An 18,782-nucleotide genomic window follows, 5' to 3' on the forward strand; every position below is an offset into this window, starting at 1 on the left:
ATTGTGTCAACTTCAATGTAAGTTGAACCAAGTGCTCAACCTACAATTTCTCCTTAATTTAACGCCAGTTTCGGATAAGAGCGCGCACTTACACTATTTATTCTAATATATGCAATGTTGACACCATTCCACTTTGAATCCAATTTTTCAAATAGGAAGCAGCCCCCATTCCCACTTCCTCAGCAGGCATCCATTGGCATAATCCTTCGCAAACTTGGCCGAAAGTCAAACCATCCATTAAAGCATCTAAAGCCCAAGCTTCCTGTTCAGATAAACTATAAAATTGATTGACATAATCAGGTGCACGCCATAAAACCCATGAGGTTGTTTTATCTTCCTGATGCAACTCAGGTAAGTCCTCATCTTTAACTAAGGTCTGCCATAGGGGAATAGCATTCCAAAAATAATTTAATCGGTGTATGGAGGGATGAAAGGTAAATTGCATACCAGCCCAAGATTCAGGAAGAACACTAGCCATATCAACAATTTGTACTATTTTGCTATCTGCTGCATCAAAAGCAAGAGTCATTTTCCATTCAAAATCAGCTAATTCAGCTAAAAAGGAATACTTTTTATCGTAATAATTATTTAGAAATTCAGCTAATCCATCCCCAAACCAGCGAATAGACCTATAAGTAGAAGGGTAAGTATCTATATAACCGCTGCACGCTTCTTCAAATGCTTTTGTCCCCAAATAAGCATGCACTGCAGGAAAAGAAACAGTTAGACATTCTATTAAACGCAGTTTATAGGCATCTTTATAAATTTCTAACCGCTTCTCGACAGAAACCGACTTAGTCTGAACTATTGATTCATCAATTCCTACTCGACCCGATAAAATAAATTGTTGAAATTGTTGTTGCAATTGAGCCAGCTCATTCATGCAAACACCTCTTCATTCAATAATTGTTGGCTTATCTGTCTTGCACGATGAACTTCCCCTAAAAGTTCCTCTAGAGGAGGCATATTATCGTCTCGCTCAACCATTGTGGAAATATTACCTAATCGTTTAATAGTAGCCGCATACAAATCCCATACAGGTTGAATTACTGGGGCATCATGAGTATCGATAATGTAATCACCATAATTGGAATGCCCTGCTAAGTGAATTTGCGCCACCCTATCTGCAGGCATAGCATTGATATAATCCATGGGATTGAACTGATGATTTACAGAACTAACGTAAATATTATTAACATCTAATAAAACATAACATCCGGCTTGTTTTATTATCTCTAAAACAAACTCCCATTCAGTCATTTCAGACTGTTTAAAGGTAAGATAACTGGATACATTTTCAATTAATATAGGGCGGCCTAAATAATCTTGTATTTGTTGAATTCGAGCAACAATATGTTGTATTGCCTGCTGGGTATAAGGAATAGGCAGTAAATCGTGCATATTAAGTCCTTGCACCCCTGTCCAACATAAGTGATCTGAAATCCAGGAAGGCTCCACCTGAGAGGCTAATTCTTTTAGTTGTTTAAGATAATTGATATCTAGAGGGTCCGTGCTACCTATAGAAAGCGACACGCCATGCATGACAATGGGATAATGTTCTCGTATTTTTTCCAGATAATATAAAGGCTTGCCTCCGGGAACTAAATAATTTTCAGTTAATATTTCAAACCAATCCAAATCAGGTTTTTGCGTTAATATTTCTTCATAGTAATCGGGTCTTAAACCTAACCCAAAACCTAAAAAAGGCATTTTCTTATATTGAGGAACTTCCATAGTGTACCTAAATAATGAGATGAAACCAGGCATAAGCTCATGCCTGGAGTAAAGCAGGTACTAATTCTTAAATTCAAATTATGAATTCCAAGAAATAATAATTATTCAGCAACAGTGCCGCCAGCTTTTTGACAATCTTCTTTGGACATCATAGAAACGCCTTTACCTTTACAAGCGTTTTGACCTTTGCAAGAGTTATCTGCAGTTTTGCAAGCACTTTGTCCTTTGCAAGCGTTGCCGCCTTTGCAATGAACCATTGGAGCAGAAGTAGTATCAGCAGCAAAAGCAGGAGCTAAAGCAAACATAGCAGCTGCGCCCACTGCAAGAGCAGCACCAGTTAATTGTAATTTGTTCATTAAAATTCCCTTTGATAGATTAATATTATTTTTGATAAAAGCAAATAGTTCCTATTTGCCACTAGCATTGTAAAGAGTACTATTCAAGCTTGTCAAGGCACTCTTGATTTAATAAAAAAATATAATAAAAACATATAGTTAAAATAAAAAAAGCAACTTCTTAATAAATAGCCACTTGTTTAAAATGGGGCTTTTTTATAGCGCTCTATTGCGACACTCAAAAACTCTAACTAATGAAAAGATAATTTTATTCGTGCTCCATATTAATGATACACTTCCACTAGATTTCGAGTCACTCTCATTCAAAATCTCTAGTATCAACTACCAATTAGTTTTTTGAAATACCAGCAAGACACATTAAAGGAGTTGATCAAATCAGTACCAATCAAGTACAAAATCAGGCTAACTTTGTTTATGATATTAATAACCTCAATCCAGATCCAGCTAGCGGTAACTGCAGTAATGCGGTGGATATGATCCAATTTATTCGAGCTAATTTGGGATTTGCCACCAATAATAGCCCACAACAAATTCAATTGACTCAAGGAAAGTCCCTAGCTCATCAACCTAATAATTATCTCCCCTCACCGAGAGTAGTGAAACCCAACATCGGTAGCCCAGCTATGCCTGGGTCTGTGAGTCTTCACCAACAAACGGTAACGATATATGCGGTAAAATTGGCGATCATGAAAACTTCCGTAGTTATTTGGATCTTAACATCAATCAGAATTATGGTGTTATCATCCTGTTTAATACTGGATCACTCTCAGCAGATGGAAGTTTAGCTCCCTCAACAGCGTCTCCGCCAACGGGAGGTCTTATTGGTGCTAATTTATTGGAGCATGTTAATTAATATAAAAGATTGAGTTACCCCTAGCCCTGTTTTATATGTCATTTCCGCCCAGGCGGGAATTTATTTTTCAATTAAACAAAAACTACGAATGCATGGGATACACTAAAATGCTAAATCTGGTTTTATCAAATTCAAATTCGCCAGCAATATCCATATTGAGCTTCTTATGGGCATTAATTGATCGTTCATTGTCATTGGCAATAAATGCGGTGAGTAATTCCATTTCCTTATGTTCCATCCTCAGGGAGTTCAATAAATGATTAAATAAATGAGATAAAATATTTTGCCCCCTATATGCCTTATCAATACACGCAGGGCCATAAATAGAGGCATAATATTCTGCAAGAGCTCTTCCTTGATAATGCAGCTCTGAAAATCTCTTAAGCATTGCGCTTACTATAGGAATTTTTTCATTATATTTAATAGAGCTGGAACATATATAGCCACACACTTTTTGTAAATCGCTACACACCATCACCCCTAAATCCGCATCCATAGCTTGAAATTGTTCTGCTGAAAAAGCGGCAGATAAAAAGCCATCTGCTCTATCGGATTGACCTAATGCAGAGGTTAGATTCTTATTTTGTAATCTCACCATTTGTTCAAAATCATTGCCAATAGGCCGTCGGTATTCCATTATAATGCTCCAACTAAAGAATATTCATTTGCTACCGATCACTTGATGGTGTTAACTTAAGCCCGTTCATACCGGATTCCCGTATTACGCTATGCTAATACGGGCTACGTATATACGCCATTAAGTGGAAAATTACTGTTGTTTGACGGTACTTTTCTTAAGGTTCTCTAACCACTTGTTCCTGTTGTCGTCGCTCATGTTCGCTTGTTTAATAACATAGTGAAGAAGGTACATCCCATTCTTACCTTTGACCACCTTTTGAATTTCATCTTGCTGTAAATTGCTGGGTTTATCTACTTTAAACTCAAAAATAAACAGGTCAGGCTGATTCACCAGGGTATTAACAGTAAAGTTAACGCCCGACTTTTTAAGATCGGCAATAAAATGCTCACCAAATTGAGCGGGTGTGATTGTTGTTAGGCCAGGAATAAACTGACTAGTAACCAACTCCTTCCAATCGTCAATATTATCCCCTACTGGAAGATATTCCACCGTAGATAGTTCCTGAGTATTTTTACCCCAAACAGCTTTCCATGGCCTATGATCAAAGACAATAATTTGTTTTTCAAAAGAAAGTATTTTCGGATCAACTGGGGTTTTGTCTATAACCACTAGACTGCAATACATATCACCTTTATAAGTTACGTATTCAATACATTTAGGATTATTTTGATTCGTAACTTTTATTAAATTAGCTGGAAGCGGTGAAGTTGCTGGGGTAGCAAAACTATTGGCTACCACTAATAAAGAGACACAACATCCTGTAAGATAGTTCATGATTTCTTTAGAACAAGTGGATTTGTTTTAATTGTAGACTGAGTCATCCCTTGTTGCTAATTCTTAGCCATTACCACTCGCTTCATCACAGCAGGGTTTACACGCCCCGTAAAACAATCATCTTCGATATGAACTGGTTAGCTTGCTCTAGGCCTGGCAACAAATTGTCCGACGTTGTGATACACCCGATTAAGAGACCACAAGGAAAGAGCCCCCTCTCAAATCACTAGTGTGCGCTATAATTCATATAGAAATACTAATAAGGAGATAAAATGAAAGGTTGCAAATTAAGCCCTCTGGGCTTGGGTCTTTCTTTAGGAGTTTTGTGGGGGTTATCCATGCTCGCCATGGGATTAGCAGCATACTATTATAGCTATGGAAAACCTTTTGTAGAAGCAATCAGTACTTTATATGTAGGTTATGCTCCCTCAATAAAAGGAAGTATCATGGGGGGTATCATAGGATTTTTAGATGCTTTCATTATGGGGGCGTTGATTGCCTGGCTTTACAACCTATTTAGTGGTTGTGGCTGCGCTTGTTGTACTCCTCATGAAAAAAATGCCAATAAAGATAAATAATTTTATTAAGTTACAGCTTATAAGAAGAGATTATCCTTCTTATAAGCTCGACTCACCTGCCTCGGTCTCAATTAAGGGCGAATGATAATGTTATTACGTACATTTTGCGGACCAGCAATTTGACCAGCAATTCTCTCAGCAACATCGCTTTGACGAATCTTTCTAACGTAACCTGTTAAAACCACTGAATTTTGATGCTGCTCTACATTAACTTGAGCAATAACAGGATCTTCGCTGTGCATTAATTCCGCTTTCACTGTTTGTGCCATAGTCATATTCGTTTTATAAGGGGTATACGAAGGTGCTTGACCTAAAAAAGTTGGTCCGGTAGCTGTTTGACAACCTGCCAATAGAAGCATCGCACCAGCAGCAGTCACATTGAGTAAATATTTTTGCATTACAATCTCCAATAGAGAACAGATCAATTAAATTTAGCCATTAGTCTACCATAATCCTATGCGACGACACAGGTTTATCCAAACTATCTATTAAGCTCGCTTACAAGCTCACAATAGTAAAAAATTGTATAATCTTTCATATACTTAATACTAAAGCAAAACTCAGTTATGACATTTTAATTTCGCGCTTAGTTTATTGACAAAGAAAACTGCTATACTAATTTTTATAAATCAAATACCTACAGGACGTAGAGCATGAAAAGAGTCGCTAAAAAAGAGGCTATAGAGCAAAACAAATCACATCCCAAAATTAAAAAAAAACAAACTGCTCCCCTGAGAAATCTGTATAAAAAAGAAGAACCAGAAGAAACAGATAGCCTGTTCCGCTTCATGGACAAATTCTACCAAGCTAATTTGGCTAAGCTTACTGCTGGCGTCAGCCCTGCAGCGTTAAATACGGCCTATTTCTCCTGGATGGCGCAACTTGGCCAATCTCCTGGGACTATAACAAGATTAGCAACTTACCCCCTATTACATATTGACACGTTTATCTCCAATCTTATGAATCATGAGACACCAGGAAATGGAAGAGATGTTCGTTTCCATACGGAAAATTGGAGTATGTATCCTTGGCGTTTATGGGCAGAACAGTTTTTACAAACTGAAGCATGGTGTTTGCAGGCTACGACTAAAGTTCCAGGGTTACCCATTCCGGTGAAACGCTCTATTTCTTTTCGTACCAGACAAATACTCGATGCTTTATCTCCATCTAATTTTGTCTTAACTAATCCCGATTTATTCAGGGAAACCATTCGTTCTGGAGGAACCAATCTAATTCGTGGAACAGAATTAGCAGTGCAAGATTTTATGGAAAAAGTCACGGGTTCGCCGCCTGCTGGAGTCGAAAACTTTATTCCTGGTAAACAAGTTGCAATTACTAAAGGAAGAGTGGTTTTTAAAAATCATTTGATTGAACTAATTCAATATGAGGCTCAAACAGCAAAAGTATATAAAGAACCGGTATTAATACTGCCCGCCTGGATTATGAAATATTATATTCTTGACCTACTGCCTGAAAACTCATTGGTAAATTGGCTAACGCAACAAGGGCACACTGTATTTATAGTATCTTGGCTAAACCCTAGCAGTGAAGATAGAAATCTGGACATGGATGATTATTACCGACAAGGTGCAATGGCTGCTATAGATAAAGTATCGCAAGAAATCCCCCATACCAAAATTCATTTAATGGGATATTGTCTGGGTGGCACTCTGGCCATGATTACTGCGGCTGCCATGGCAAAAAATAAAGATAATCGTCTCAAAAGCTTAACCCTTCTTGCTGCACAGGGAGACTTTACCGAGGCAGGAGAATTACTGCTCTTTATCAATAAAAGTGAGCTATCCTTCCTAAAAAGTATGATGTGGGAACAAGGATATTTAGATACCAAACAAATGGCAGGTACATTCCAAATGCTTCGCTCCTACGATTTGATTTGGTCTAAAATGGTTCAAGACTATATGCATGGCACGCAAAGAGGGATGATAGCGCTTCTGGCCTGGAACGCTGATGCAACTCGCATGCCCTATAAAATGCATAGTGAATACCTGGAAAAACTATTCTTAAATAATGATTTTGCTGAAGGACGATTTGCTGTTGAAGGGCATCATATCGTTGCTGAAAATATTCAAACACCCGCTTTTGCGGTCAGTACCGAAAAAGACCACGTGGCTCCATGGAAATCCGTGTATAAAACTCACTTATTAATCAATAATGATATTACTTTTGTTTTGACTAATGGCGGACATAATGCCGGAATTGTCAGTGAGCCAGGACATGCCGGACGCAGTTATTTGATCCGTGAAAGAAAAAAAGACTCTGCTTATCTTGATCCCAATACCTGGTTAAAAGAAGCAAATGCAAAAACTGGTTCCTGGTGGATTGCTTGGCATGATTGGCTAGTACAACATTCAACGGCAACAATGGTCAAAGCTCGAACGCCAGATAAAAAGCTTCCGCCAGCACCTGGCTCTTATGTATTGCAGAAATAAGGGGGCTCATTAATGGAAAACGAGTTTTTAGAAAGTATCACGTTTGATGAACTTACTATTGGACAAAAAGCCAGTTTATCTCGGACACTAACTCAAACTGATATTGATCTTTTTGCAACCATGTCTGGTGATATTAATCCAGCTCATATTGATCCTAATTTCGCTAGGAGTGATATTTTTCATGGGATTGTAGGTCACGGCATGTGGACCGGCTCTTTGATTTCTACTCTTCTCGGGACTGTATTGCCAGGCCCTGGAACTATCTATCTAGAGCAAGAGATACAATTTAAAAAACCAGTCCATCTTGGAGATAACGTTACTATCACCATAATAGTTAGTGAAAAGAATGCAGACAAAAAAACAGTAGTGTTTAACTGTACTGGGATGAACCAAAAGGGAGAAGTCATTATTGCTGGATTTGCAAAAGTCCTAGCCCCAGAACAAAAATTACGCGTCCGTAAAGCTGAGTTACCTCAAGTTGCACTCATCAATCATGATCATTTTCATAAAACCATAGACTCGTGTCGAGATTTACCTCCCATAAAAACCGCCGTAGTTCATCCTGTCTCAGCCAATGTGATAGAATGTATAGCCGACGCAGTAAAATCCGGCCTGATTAGTCCCATCCTCATTGGCCCTACTACACGAATTATAGAAGCGGCCAAAGAGGCAAAAATTGATTTATCCCCTTGGAATATTATTGATACCGAACACAGTGATGCCGCAGCAGCAAAAGCAGTAGAGCTTGCGGCCTCAGGAGCAGTAGATGCTATTATGAAAGGATCGCTTCATACTGATGAGTTAATGGCTGCGGTAGTTCCAGTCTCTGCTGGATTACGCACAAAATACCGTATTAGCCATGTCTATGTAATGAATGTTCCAGCCTATCCTAAACCCTTATTGATTACTGATGCAGCAATCAATATTGCACCTAATGCCGCAGATAAGGCAGATATTTGCCAAAATGCAATCAACCTTTGGCGCATTTTATACGATGACAAAGTTAAACCTAAAGTAGCAATACTTGCTGCTGTTGAAACAGTAAATACTAAAATGCAAGCTACAGTCGATGCAGCCATATTATGTAAAATGGCGGATAGAGGGCAAATCGTTGATGGTATTTTGGACGGCCCCTTAGCCTTTGACAATGCCATAAGTAAAGAAGCAGCCAAAGAAAAAAAGATAGTGTCGCAGGTAGCAGGAGATGCCGATATTTTATTGGTTCCCGAAATTGAATCTGGAAATATGTTGGCAAAACAGCTCTCGTTCTTAGGCCAAGCTGATGCTGCAGGCATAGTATTAGGGGCAAGAGTACCTATTATTTTGACCAGTAGAGCCGACTCCTTAAGAAGTCGACTCTTATCCTGTGCTTTAGCGTTGAAAGTTGCCAATGCTCGCAGAACAGGAAAAATAAAATGACAGGAACTCTATTAACAATAAATACTGGTTCTTCCAGCGTGAAATTTCAGGTGTTTGCTAACACTCCCGAACTTAATTTATTAGCCAGAGGTAAAGTATCTAATCTGGGAACTAAGCCTAAGCTAGATACTTATGATGAAACAAGACAACAACAAAATCCATCGCAATTTCTTAACCCTGATTGCAATCATGAACAAGCCATTCGTCTGATACTCGATTGGATAAAACAGAATAATGCGGATCATGATATTAAAGCGGTTGCACATAGAATAGTTCATGGAGGTATGCTGTTTACTCAAAGTACCCTAGTCACTCCAGTTATTATTAACCAACTAAAGCAATTTAATGTTCTAGCTCCACTTCATCAACCTCATAATTTGGCCGCAATAGAAATTATCCAGCAATTTCAGCCCAATCTACCACAAATTGCCTGTTTTGATACGGCCTTTCATGCCCATCATCAACCGCTATTTACAGCCTATGCCCTCCCTAAACAATTGCGTGATTTGGGTATCAGACGTTATGGTTTCCATGGGCTTTCTTTCGAATGGATAGCCCATCGTTTACAGCAAGATTATTCTCATCTAGCTAAAAGACGAATTGTTATGGCGCATCTAGGAAATGGTGCCAGTTTGTGTGCTGTGAACAATGGAGTGAGCATCGATACCACTATGGGCTTAACGGCTCTGGATGGATTACCTATGGGAACACGCTGTGGCAGTTTAGATCCAGGCGCAATCATTTACATGCAGAGAAATCTGGAATTATCTTTAGATGAGATGGAACATCTATTCTATAATAGTTCGGGTCTTCTTGGTTTATCCGGTTTGACCAATGACGTTAAAGAATTACAGGCAAGTAAAGAGGAGAGTGCCTTATTTGCTTTAGATTATTTTTGTCTTAAGGCTGCCCAATTCATAGGAATGATGGCTATTGCTATTAATGGAATAGATGGTCTTGTATTCACCGGAGGTATAGGAGAAAACTCAGAATTAATCAGGACAAAAATCCTGAACCAACTTCAATGCTTACAGCCATTTTCCGTACTGATTCTACCAGCAAACGAAGAAAAAATGATGGCAATACATAGCCAAACTCTAATTAGCAGCCAAGCAACTTAGGAAGTAGGTTGAGCCAAAGGATCGAATATGTTACAAAACCTTAAAGAAAACACCTCATCCCCAAGAGATAGAGGCCTGAGACAATGCGAGTGTCCTATTGAGAGAATAAATTATGGATAAAGATTATTATAAAATAATGGGAGTAAGCCATGATGCTTCTGACAAAGACATCAAAATGGCATACAGAAAATTAGCACGAAAATATCATCCTGATATTAGCAAAGAGCCTGATGCAGAAGAGAAATTTAAAGAAATGGGCGAGGCTTATGAAGTATTAAAAGATTCGGCAAAAAGAACCGAATATGACCAGTATCTCAAAAATCGTGAATTCAATCAGAGACAAAGAGCACAGCAATCAGCAGGACATGGGGAACGCGTCTACCAATTCGAAGGTGGTGAATTTGACAGCGACCTCTTTGAATCCTTATTTGGTCACGCACGTACTCAGCGCCCCATGGCGGGTCAAAATTATGAAGGTAAAATTAGTATTAGCCTGGAAGAGGCATTTCATGGAGCAATCAAAAGCGTTCAAGTACCTGTACAACAAGGAAATGAAACCAAATTACAAATGCTAAACGTTAAAATTCCAGCAGGAATCAAACCTGGACAGCAGATCAGATTAGCAGGACAAGGAGCACCAGGATATAACGGCGGCCCTCGTGGAGATCTTTATTTAACTATAGACATTATGAAACACCCATGGTTTGATTTAATGAATAATGACATTTACCTTAGCCTCCCAATCACTCCCTGGGAAGCTGCTTTAGGTACTACTGTTGTGGTTCCCACACTTGGAGGAAAAATTGATTTAAAAATCCCCGCAGGTTCTCAAGGGGGACAAAAATTAAGGATCAAAAATCGAGGTTTACCTGGCCCTACCCCAGGAAATCAGTACGTTCTATTAAAAATCATTACTCCGCCAGCAACAACTGACGCAGCAAAAGAATTATATCAAAAAATGGCGGCGGAAATGCCCTTTAATCCACGTGAAAAATTGGGAGCATAAGCATGAATAAAGATAATTTTTTAGTAGGCGTGCTTATTGAAGAAACAACTACTATTTCATTTCATGAAGTATGCCATAAATACCATATACCTGAAGAATTATTATCTGAAATGGTAGAACAGGGTTTATTTCCCAATCAACCTAGCAATAAAGAACAAATCGCTTTAGACCAAAAAGCGCTACGCCGCCTTGAGGCAGCATTTCGCTTGCATAAAGATTTAGGGATTAATCTGCCTGGCGTTGCTTTAGCTTTAGACTTATTAGAAGAAATAGAAAAAATGCGTAAAGAACTTGAGATCTTACGTAAACATTTCTAACAGCCTAATAAACATAATAGACCTGAGAGATTCCTCACTAAATTTAAGCAGAGAAGAGCTAGGTATTTATTAGATCCGTTCGAGCAGTGAAAGGAGAGGTCTTGTCTCGAAGCTTTGGTTCACAGTGAGGTATCCCCACAAATTTTGATTAAAGATCGAATTACCGTGGCTTGACCACGGTATCTACAAGAGGGGTAATTGTTAGTTTAAACCCAAGAAATACACTCGATTAAATTTTCTTTTTAACCACTTCATTGAAGAAATAGAGGTGATTTAATAATGAAACCTGTGGATACCGTGGTCAAGCCACGGTAATTCGAGAGAAGTTATAATTCTGTGGGAATACCTCAGTTCGAGACAGGACTATTGCTCTTAGGTAGCAGGGGCTACTTTATTTGCCACACTCCCTATGTTCTTCGCACTTTCAGAAATTTTTTTATAACTATCTGCAGTGAAGAAGATAAATTTACTTTTGTTTACAATGATGTTAACTCCGGGCTCTTCCTGGCTTTTTAATAATGTATCGGTGTTATCGACTGAAGCATCAGGGTCTTGACTAACTTCTTCTCGAGTTTCCTCGACCGTTTGACTCTCTTGCTTCAAGCTATCAACCTTTGCTCTGGAAACCTGGATTGCCGCATAATAAAAAAGGAAGTTAGGTAGTTCTATTGCATATGGATTAGCGGCAATTTTGTTGTAGACATCCTCTAATTTCTCTGCTAATTCTGTTTTTGTCCCTTTAAGATCAAATAAATCAGCTCCTTGATACTGTCTCGGTACAACAATCTCCCATTGTCCGTCTTGCTGAACTAATTTAATGGCTAATTCTTCTGCCAAAGCATCTACAGGTATTCTATCTATCAAATCAGTAAAGGCAGCCAACCTTTTTTTATTCAGCATCTCATACTCTTCTTCGTAGGCTTTTTTTACATGTTTTCCAAATTTGTGACGGTTAATGTCATAGTATGTATTAACTTTTTTTCCGTGCCTCCACACTAATAAACGTTTCATTTCTTGTTGGTAATTTTGATTTTTCTTATTAACCGTCGTTTTATCTTCCTCTAATCCTTCTTTGATACGTGCCTTAGGTTTTGACGCAGAATGAATAATTTTAGGCAAGCCGGTATAAACCGGACATTTACCCCAAGGGATAATCCGAAAGCCATCCTCATCTCTGTTGCTTTGTTCATATATTTTCTTTAAATCACCAAACAAATTCCTTTTCATTTGTGTTGCGGCAGACAACCGCTCAGAAATATATAAAGCAAAGATATGACATCCAGTTTCAGTGGATTGCATTTGAGTATCCGTTGTATAAAGCGTGGCGCCAGGTAGGTGTTTATGAATGATTTCCCCCACTGCTTTATTATCAGCCTTAATAGAATAATTATGCCCCTGTGTGTCTACCCAAAAGACATCTACATTACCGTACTCATCAAAATTTAATTGTCCATTAGCAACGTGCGTACTAGATCCGCGTCTTGGTCGCATAATAAACTGTGTTTGAAAAGGTTGCTTCGTTGCTTCAAAGCGTAGTTTTGCAAATTTGATAAATGAATCGATGTTCCCTGTCGTACAGGACTGTGCAATCATAATCAGAGCGCTTTGCGCGTTTACGTTCTTTTTTCAGGTTAACCAGTAAAGCAGTGTCTTCTAACGAGGGACTTTGGAAAGACTCTCCAGTATCAGGAGCAAAAGGTTGCAATGCCCAGTAAATCTCTTTCGCTTTTGTTATTTCCTCAGCCGAACTAATTTTCCATATGTCCTGTAATCGTTCTTTAATTTTTGGATCTAACTTTGACTCAATATCTTTTTTGCCAATGACATCATCAAAAAAAGTTGCTCCACTCTGACCGAATCTCTTAGGATCAGCCCCTCTATCAATTAAAAGAAGAATCATCGCATTAAGACTATTAATTTTAGCTATATCATCAGTATGCGTTAACTTTTCAGCTAAATGATTGAGTAATGACTCTCGCACATGAATACCTCCCACGACATTCGGATCTGCTCCTCTATCAAGCAACAAACGAACCATTTCTAAATTCCCCATCTCACTTGCATGATATAAGGGAGAGGAGAATAGATTAGAATTTACATTATTTACCTGAATGCCTTTAATATCCAAAGCTAATTTCGCTAAATTTAAAGCTTGCTCTCTATCAGGAAGTAGCACTATAAGGTTTAAAATTGACGCTCCCGCACTATTTGCTATATTAATGATTATTGGACAATCTGTATGCTGCAAAAGTCGTTCGGCTATGGAGTACCATTGTTGTATTAGAGCATAGTGTAAAGCTGTTGCTCTGGAACATGAAAGACGAACATAGTCCCATCCTCCTCTTTCTGAACGCGTAATCTGCTTATACTGCTCTGGATGTTCAGCAAGAATTCTTTCAACCTCTACTAAATCACCATTGATTGCAGCAACATGTAAATCAGTGCCTAGATAAAAATTTTTTATTCCATTGGTGGATAAATTAATTCGCATAACTATCTTTAAATAAAGGCATAGTAGGTAGTTATTTTATACTATCAACGGCAATTAGCGAGTATAACGCTCGTTTAATGTGCAAAATAAATATTGATACACTCTTTATCCTCAGAATATGAAGAAAGACTTTATTCTTTGGGACGAAACTCTGGAAGCTCCTTAGGATAGCGACCTTTAATCGTTCTAAAATAGTCAACAAATTGAGGAAAATCTTGATTAATATCCCCCGTTGGCCAAAAAGGCTCATGAATCCTGACCTCTTTGGTTGAATAATCAAAACCAACCATCACAATGGGGATAGCTACCTGAATCGCTATATGATAGAACCCCTCTTTCCAGCGCAATACAGAACTACGTGTTCCCTCTGGCGCTAAGCCTAGTTTTAATTCATCAAGTTGTTTATATAATGCAACTATCTGTTCTACTTTATTACCGTTCTTAGAGCGGTCAACTGCCGTACCTCCTAGAGCCCTTAGCAAATTGCCCAGCGGAAAAAAGAATAACTGCTTCTTAGCTAGAAAATTAATTTTAACCCCAACAGCAAAACGAGCGAATAAGCCAATGACCAAATCCCAATTGCTCGTATGAGGTGCCACAATCACAATATATTTTTTATCTTGAGGCAATGCCCCAATAATTTTCCAACCCATTAACTTTAAGATGATACGACACAAAGTTTCCATGATATGAATCTATAATTACTCTATTTTCAGTATATACAAATTATCAGATCATTTGATATTTCTTTTGCTAAAAGCAAGAGAGAATGTTCTACACGCTTAATAGACTTCTTCTCCAACTCGACTGTAGAGGAGAGTTGTTTCGTCAATACGGGGCTCGAATCCTCATGTGACTTTTGTCTACACTCCCCCGTGTCTCTCCGCTCGTTTCTCACCACAGCAAGTTTGAAAAAACGGCCTAATATATCTTAGCCTTAACACTTGGCCAAATATTGTACTAAAATTAGGGTAATAGGACGTATTCGATGGAGGGGTATCATGAAAAAGAATGATCCGGCAATGAGTTGCCCTAATCCTAGATTAATTGCTGCTATTTACTTCGGCTTACTGTCGGTAGTAGGCACCATTTTAATTAATGCCTTACTTACCTCTTTAGGAATTCAAGAAAAAGTACCGCTTTTTGAAGCCATCATTTTAGGTATGCTCGTTGCTTCATGCACAGGAGCTATTATGGGTGAACGTATAATTCATTGCCCCAAGCCTTACAAATTGCAGACCTTCTTAATTGGCTTTACCATGGTCATCGCGTCATTACCCGTTTTTGACCTGGGATTGGTTCTCTTTATGAAACATGAAAATGCCAACCTACTCTCTATAGCCCAAGCCCATAATATGGTTTATTTTTATCTCTATGTCCTAGCCTACAGCTATATTATTTTTGGGATAGCTCTAGCTATAGGCGCTGGAATAGCCGCTATGTATTTGCGTGGGCAATTCGTATACGATATCCTTGCTACTTATCAGCCTAATAATGAAATTAAAGAATTGCCAGACTCACCTATAGAAAAAAATAAAATACAACATTCTGATAGTGTGAGTATTAAGCATCACTAGTGAGTAAATTGAATAGATGCTCGAGCTAAATAATAAAAATAAACTTCTTGGGTTAATAAGTGCAGGGGCAATAGTCATAACCCCTAACAATAGATTAAGTGCGGCCTTATTGGAAAGTTTTTTTGCCTACAGCCAGAATAAAATACTAGAGAAGCCTATCTGTTTACCTTATAGCACGATTATTACTAATGCTTATCAACAATTAAAATTTACCAGGCCGGAACAATCGCATCCTACTTTACTAAATGAGGCTCAATTACGTCATTTATGGCAAAAAATTATAAAATCTGAAGCTAATATCACTTACAGTGACGGCTTACTTATGGCAGTAATGCAAGCTTATGAATATTGCCAACAATGGCAAATTAGTTGCGAAAACCCTACATTTTGCTATACGCCACAAACTAAAACATTTCAACAATGGTGGCAGATTCTTGAGCAAAAACTCAAAGAACAGAATCTGATCACGGAGCATCAATTAATCCCTTATTTGGTTAATAGCAATTATCCTCTTGTGGATCAACCCATTATTTGGGCCTGTTTTGATGAGTTTAATCCGCAACAATTGACACTACAAAACTATCACCATAATCAAGGATTAACTCAATACCGCTATGATCTAAAAGAACAAACAACATCCCCCCAGGTACTGACGGCTAAAGATCATAAGGAAGAATACCAGCAATTGTTTGCCTGGCTTCGCTTAAAATTAGACCAAGGTATCCAACGTATAGGTGTTGTTATCCCTAACCTACAACAAGAATCACGCTCTTTACAAAGAATCATAGAACAACATTTTGATTCCTCTTTGTTTAATATTTCCTTAGGACAAACACTGAGCGATTTTCCTCTGGTTGCTCATGCCCTTGTCTGGCTAAAGTTAGAGGCAACCAACATAGACACTCATCAAGTCTCTTTGTTGCTGCAATCACCCTATCTAGGTGGTGCAAAAGAAGAGTTCATAGCCCGATCCCATTATCTGCAAGAAAGCACTTTATTACAAAACCCTCTATGTTCTTTAAAAACGCTGAGCCACGATTTAGAAACTCCTGTGCCTAAACTATCCGCCCTATTAAAAGACGTTACCCCTTATCCTAAAAGCGCGCCGATTGATGAGTGGATACATTTATTTCAACAACGTCTAAACAGCTTGGGCTATCCCGGAGATTATGGGCTAAACTCGCAAAACTATCAGTGCTTCCATAGATTTACAGCCGTTTTTGATGAGTTTCGTCAGTTAAGTCTTATTAGTCCTATTTTAACGACAAAAGAAGCCATAGAAGCATTCTCTTATTTAATTGATAATACAATATTTCAAGCACAGAAAAAAAATACAATAATCCAAATATCTGGCCTGCTTGAAGCATCAGGATGTGAATTTGACAGTCTTTGGGTTATGGGGTTAACCGATCAATGTCTGCCACAAAAAACACGTTTGTCGGCCTTTATCCCCCCGCAGTTGCAACGTCAGTTGTTTATGCCGCATAGTGTTCCAGAGCGCGAATTGCAATTTGCCCGACAAACACTACAACGGTTACACCGAGGAAGTAAAGAAACAGTATTCAGCTATCCTAAACTCATGGGCGACACTCCCAATTTACCTTGCTCTTTAATTACTCATCTACCACCCATTGCCTCGGTGGCATTGACTAATGAAACACTCAATTCATTGCCATTAATTACGCAAGAAGAACAGTATAATGTCCCTTTAGGGGCAGAAGAATCTGTTTCTGGTGGTACTGCTTTATTGGCTAATCAAGCAAAATGTCCGTTTAAAGCATTTGCTGAACATCGCCTTAAAGCAAAACCGCTTCAGATGACAACTGATGGACTGGATCATAAAGAAAAGGGTCAGCTTATTCATAAAGTCATGGAGTTACTATGGAGTACCATAGAAAATCAAGAACGATTGTTGAACTTCTCTGAGGGTGACTTAGATCAACTGATTGAAAAAACAATAAATACAGCGTTAGCACCTTATAAACAAGCACACCCTGATTCTTTCCCCACTTTAATCCAAGAAGTCGAATACATCCGCTTAAAACGATTAGTACAAGCAAGCTTGGAATGGGAAAAAACACGAGTGCCATTCACTATTACTGCAATTGAACAAACCTACTCTGTCAATATAGCGGGTCTTGATTTTACTGTGCGAGTTGACCGGCTAGATCAGGTTGCCAATCAAAAATGGGTTATCGATTATAAAAGTACTCTACCTACTAGCAAACCATGGAATGAAGAAAGACCCCGAGAGCCGCAATTATTACTTTATGCCTTATTAGACGAAGAAATTAATACTCTTCTACTGCTGCAACTTAAAACGGGAAAAATTATCTGTAGTGGTTTTAGTGAAGAAAAACAAGCGATTCACGGCATCAGCTCATTAAAAAAAGAAGAGTCCTGGGATGAATATAGAAATAATTGGAAAGAACAATTAAGTCTTCTAGCAGAAGAGTTTCAAAACGGCTATTGCCCGCCTCAACCCTTAAGTCCTAGCATCTGCCAGCAGTGTGCTTTTCAAAATTTGTGTCGTTTCCAAGCAAACTAATAGAGGTCCATCATGCATCATTTAATTCTAGGTTACGGTTATTGCGGCTATTATCTAGCACAAGAATTATTAAAGGATGGACAACGCGTCACAGCGGTCTCACGCCATTTATCCCCTCAGTTACAACTACCTCAACTGGTCCATTTTAGCCATGATCTAAGTCAGCCTTTTCAGTGGACAGAAAATAATACGGTTATTTATTACCTGATTCCTCCCCCTCCTCATGGAGAAAAAGATAGTTTTTTGGAGCAGTTTCTCAAAAAAAGTACACTGCAAGCGCAAAAAATAGTCTATTTTGGGGCCAGTAGTGTTTATGGCAATCATCAAGGGGCTTGGGTAGATGAACAATCTCCCTCGATTATCAACCATTCGCGACAAGTACGCCGCATTGATGCCGAACAACAGTGGTTAGACCATTGCAAACACAATAATATACCTCTGCTATTACTACGAATTGCAGGAATTTACGGGCCTCATCGTTTGCCTATAGAAGCAGCTAAAGCACAAATACCAATAATAGAACGTGCAAGAGCCCCACAAACTAACCATATCTATGTTAGAGATTTAGCACGACTTTCCTATCGACTTGCTTGCTTCAACTCGACCGAATCGGTCTACAATATCGCTGATGGCGATCCCCAACCCATGGGAACCTTGCAGCAACTGGTAGCTCAAGAACTAGGATTTCAACAAGCCCCCTATGAGTCATGGCAACAGGCTTGGGAACGAGCTACACCGATGAAAAGAGAATTCATGCAGGGCTCAAAACGTTTGAGTATAGAAAGATTAAAACTCAGGCTTGGAGAGAATTTATCACTATACCATTTAAATGATGCCGTGAGAAAAAGTCTAGCCGAACAAGAGAACAACAAAGACTAAAACGAAATAAATATAATGCAACAAAGGCATCCCACGTTT

The 18,782-nt window shown here is 38.6% G+C and carries 19 protein-coding genes; 10 read left to right on the plus strand and 9 right to left on the minus strand.

Annotated features, from left to right (window positions below; translation table 11 throughout):
• Positions 1 to 97 precede the first annotated feature (97 nt).
• From LFA_RS14225 to bufA2, 3 genes are all read right to left on the minus strand, one after another.
• Positions 98 to 883 carry an HvfC/BufC N-terminal domain-containing protein gene (locus tag LFA_RS14225; RefSeq protein WP_045096767.1) on the minus strand — a complete coding sequence of 262 codons (786 nt, stop codon included), beginning with the start codon at positions 881 to 883 and terminating at the stop codon, positions 98 to 100.
• The gene (gene bufB / locus LFA_RS14230) at positions 880 to 1,734 is read right to left on the minus strand and encodes an MNIO family bufferin maturase (protein WP_045096768.1); all 855 of its coding nucleotides are present in this window, start codon (positions 1,732 to 1,734) and stop codon (positions 880 to 882) included. The genes LFA_RS14225 and bufB overlap by 4 nt, the downstream gene beginning before the upstream one ends.
• A 101-nt stretch (positions 1,735 to 1,835) precedes the next feature.
• Positions 1,836 to 2,090, minus strand: coding sequence for a BufA2 family periplasmic bufferin-type metallophore (gene bufA2 / locus LFA_RS14235; RefSeq protein ID WP_045096769.1), 255 nt, complete (start codon positions 2,088 to 2,090; stop codon positions 1,836 to 1,838).
• 473 nt (positions 2,091 to 2,563) lie between these two features.
• On the opposite strand from bufA2, the gene LFA_RS14240 reads away from it, so the two are divergent.
• Positions 2,564 to 2,875: a hypothetical protein gene (locus LFA_RS14240; protein ID WP_045096770.1), complete on the plus strand. Its 312-nt coding sequence runs from the start codon at positions 2,564 to 2,566 to the stop codon at positions 2,873 to 2,875.
• 150 nt (positions 2,876 to 3,025) lie between these two features.
• On the opposite strand, the gene LFA_RS14245 is transcribed toward LFA_RS14240, so the two are convergent.
• Positions 3,026 to 3,580, minus strand: coding sequence for a GNAT family N-acetyltransferase (locus LFA_RS14245; RefSeq protein WP_045096771.1), 555 nt, complete (start codon positions 3,578 to 3,580; stop codon positions 3,026 to 3,028).
• A gap of 132 nt (positions 3,581 to 3,712) precedes the next feature.
• A complete protein-coding gene (locus LFA_RS14250; RefSeq protein ID WP_045096772.1) occupies positions 3,713 to 4,357 on the minus strand; it encodes a hypothetical protein in 645 nt (214 codons plus the stop codon).
• A 272-nt stretch (positions 4,358 to 4,629) separates the two neighbouring features.
• Between LFA_RS14250 and LFA_RS14255 the strand changes: the two genes are divergently transcribed.
• A complete protein-coding gene (locus tag LFA_RS14255) occupies positions 4,630 to 4,935 on the plus strand; it encodes a bacteriophage holin (RefSeq protein WP_045096773.1) in 306 nt (101 codons plus the stop codon).
• A gap of 71 nt (positions 4,936 to 5,006) precedes the next feature.
• Here the strand turns inward: LFA_RS14255 and LFA_RS14260 are convergent, their stop codons facing one another.
• Positions 5,007 to 5,333, minus strand: coding sequence for a BON domain-containing protein (locus tag LFA_RS14260; RefSeq protein WP_045096774.1), 327 nt, complete (start codon positions 5,331 to 5,333; stop codon positions 5,007 to 5,009).
• Between the two features lie 255 nt (positions 5,334 to 5,588).
• Here LFA_RS14260 and LFA_RS14265 point away from each other — a divergent pair, with 255 nt between their 5' ends.
• From LFA_RS14265 to LFA_RS14285, 5 genes are all read left to right on the plus strand, one after another.
• A complete protein-coding gene (locus tag LFA_RS14265; protein ID WP_045096775.1) occupies positions 5,589 to 7,385 on the plus strand; it encodes a PHA/PHB synthase family protein in 1,797 nt (598 codons plus the stop codon).
• Positions 7,386 to 7,397: 12 nt separating this feature from the next.
• A complete protein-coding gene (locus LFA_RS14270; RefSeq protein ID WP_045096776.1) occupies positions 7,398 to 8,804 on the plus strand; it encodes a bifunctional enoyl-CoA hydratase/phosphate acetyltransferase in 1,407 nt (468 codons plus the stop codon).
• Complete coding sequence (locus LFA_RS14275) at positions 8,801 to 9,925, plus strand: acetate/propionate family kinase (RefSeq protein WP_045096777.1); 1,125 nt, start codon at positions 8,801 to 8,803, stop codon at positions 9,923 to 9,925. Before LFA_RS14270 ends, LFA_RS14275 begins: the two co-directional genes overlap by 4 nt.
• A 112-nt stretch (positions 9,926 to 10,037) precedes the next feature.
• Complete coding sequence (locus LFA_RS14280) at positions 10,038 to 10,931, plus strand: DnaJ C-terminal domain-containing protein (RefSeq protein ID WP_045096778.1); 894 nt, start codon at positions 10,038 to 10,040, stop codon at positions 10,929 to 10,931.
• A 2-nt stretch (positions 10,932 to 10,933) separates the two neighbouring features.
• Positions 10,934 to 11,248, plus strand: coding sequence for a chaperone modulator CbpM (locus LFA_RS14285; protein WP_045096779.1), 315 nt, complete (start codon positions 10,934 to 10,936; stop codon positions 11,246 to 11,248).
• 372 nt (positions 11,249 to 11,620) lie between these two features.
• Here the strand turns inward: LFA_RS14285 and LFA_RS14290 are convergent, their stop codons facing one another.
• The 3 genes from LFA_RS14290 to LFA_RS14300 form a co-directional block, all read right to left on the minus strand.
• A complete protein-coding gene (locus LFA_RS14290; protein WP_045096780.1) occupies positions 11,621 to 12,841 on the minus strand; it encodes a YopJ family acetyltransferase in 1,221 nt (406 codons plus the stop codon).
• Positions 12,774 to 13,739, minus strand: coding sequence for an ankyrin repeat domain-containing protein (locus LFA_RS14295; RefSeq protein ID WP_045096781.1), 966 nt, complete (start codon positions 13,737 to 13,739; stop codon positions 12,774 to 12,776). Before LFA_RS14295 ends, LFA_RS14290 begins: the two co-directional genes overlap by 68 nt.
• 131 nt (positions 13,740 to 13,870) lie before the next feature.
• A complete protein-coding gene (locus LFA_RS14300; RefSeq protein ID WP_045096782.1) occupies positions 13,871 to 14,425 on the minus strand; it encodes a lysophospholipid acyltransferase family protein in 555 nt (184 codons plus the stop codon).
• A gap of 315 nt (positions 14,426 to 14,740) precedes the next feature.
• Here LFA_RS14300 and LFA_RS14305 point away from each other — a divergent pair, with 315 nt between their 5' ends.
• The 3 genes from LFA_RS14305 to LFA_RS14315 are packed head-to-tail and all read left to right on the plus strand — an operon-like array spanning position 14,741 to position 18,743.
• Positions 14,741 to 15,316, plus strand: a complete 576-nt coding sequence (locus tag LFA_RS14305) for a hypothetical protein (RefSeq protein WP_045096783.1) — start codon at positions 14,741 to 14,743, stop codon at positions 15,314 to 15,316.
• 16 nt (positions 15,317 to 15,332) lie between these two features.
• Entirely contained in the window at positions 15,333 to 17,864 is a 2,532-nt protein-coding gene (locus tag LFA_RS14310; protein ID WP_045096784.1) for a PD-(D/E)XK nuclease family protein, read from the plus strand.
• A gap of 12 nt (positions 17,865 to 17,876) precedes the next feature.
• Positions 17,877 to 18,743 carry an SDR family oxidoreductase gene (locus LFA_RS14315; RefSeq protein WP_045096785.1) on the plus strand — a complete coding sequence of 289 codons (867 nt, stop codon included), beginning with the start codon at positions 17,877 to 17,879 and terminating at the stop codon, positions 18,741 to 18,743.
• Positions 18,744 to 18,782 lie beyond the last annotated feature (39 nt).

Source organism: Legionella fallonii LLAP-10, from assembly GCF_000953135.1.
GTDB lineage: Bacteria > Pseudomonadota > Gammaproteobacteria > Legionellales > Legionellaceae > Legionella > Legionella fallonii.

Coding starts and splice junctions, on each gene's coding strand:
- LFA_RS14225 (WP_045096767.1), bottom strand. CDS start 883: ATGAATGAGCTGGCTCAATTGCAACAACAATTTCAACAATTTATTTTA.
- bufB (WP_045096768.1), bottom strand. CDS start 1,734: ATGGAAGTTCCTCAATATAAGAAAATGCCTTTTTTAGGTTTTGGGTTA.
- bufA2 (WP_045096769.1), bottom strand. CDS start 2,090: ATGAACAAATTACAATTAACTGGTGCTGCTCTTGCAGTGGGCGCAGCT.
- LFA_RS14240 (WP_045096770.1), top strand. CDS start 2,564: ATGATCCAATTTATTCGAGCTAATTTGGGATTTGCCACCAATAATAGC.
- LFA_RS14245 (WP_045096771.1), bottom strand. CDS start 3,580: ATGGAATACCGACGGCCTATTGGCAATGATTTTGAACAAATGGTGAGA.
- LFA_RS14250 (WP_045096772.1), bottom strand. CDS start 4,357: ATGAACTATCTTACAGGATGTTGTGTCTCTTTATTAGTGGTAGCCAAT.
- LFA_RS14255 (WP_045096773.1), top strand. CDS start 4,630: ATGAAAGGTTGCAAATTAAGCCCTCTGGGCTTGGGTCTTTCTTTAGGA.
- LFA_RS14260 (WP_045096774.1), bottom strand. CDS start 5,333: ATGCAAAAATATTTACTCAATGTGACTGCTGCTGGTGCGATGCTTCTA.
- LFA_RS14265 (WP_045096775.1), top strand. CDS start 5,589: ATGAAAAGAGTCGCTAAAAAAGAGGCTATAGAGCAAAACAAATCACAT.
- LFA_RS14270 (WP_045096776.1), top strand. CDS start 7,398: ATGGAAAACGAGTTTTTAGAAAGTATCACGTTTGATGAACTTACTATT.
- LFA_RS14275 (WP_045096777.1), top strand. CDS start 8,801: ATGACAGGAACTCTATTAACAATAAATACTGGTTCTTCCAGCGTGAAA.
- LFA_RS14280 (WP_045096778.1), top strand. CDS start 10,038: ATGGATAAAGATTATTATAAAATAATGGGAGTAAGCCATGATGCTTCT.
- LFA_RS14285 (WP_045096779.1), top strand. CDS start 10,934: ATGAATAAAGATAATTTTTTAGTAGGCGTGCTTATTGAAGAAACAACT.
- LFA_RS14290 (WP_045096780.1), bottom strand. CDS start 12,841: ATGATTGCACAGTCCTGTACGACAGGGAACATCGATTCATTTATCAAA.
- LFA_RS14295 (WP_045096781.1), bottom strand. CDS start 13,739: ATGCGAATTAATTTATCCACCAATGGAATAAAAAATTTTTATCTAGGC.
- LFA_RS14300 (WP_045096782.1), bottom strand. CDS start 14,425: ATGGAAACTTTGTGTCGTATCATCTTAAAGTTAATGGGTTGGAAAATT.
- LFA_RS14305 (WP_045096783.1), top strand. CDS start 14,741: ATGAAAAAGAATGATCCGGCAATGAGTTGCCCTAATCCTAGATTAATT.
- LFA_RS14310 (WP_045096784.1), top strand. CDS start 15,333: ATGCTCGAGCTAAATAATAAAAATAAACTTCTTGGGTTAATAAGTGCA.
- LFA_RS14315 (WP_045096785.1), top strand. CDS start 17,877: ATGCATCATTTAATTCTAGGTTACGGTTATTGCGGCTATTATCTAGCA.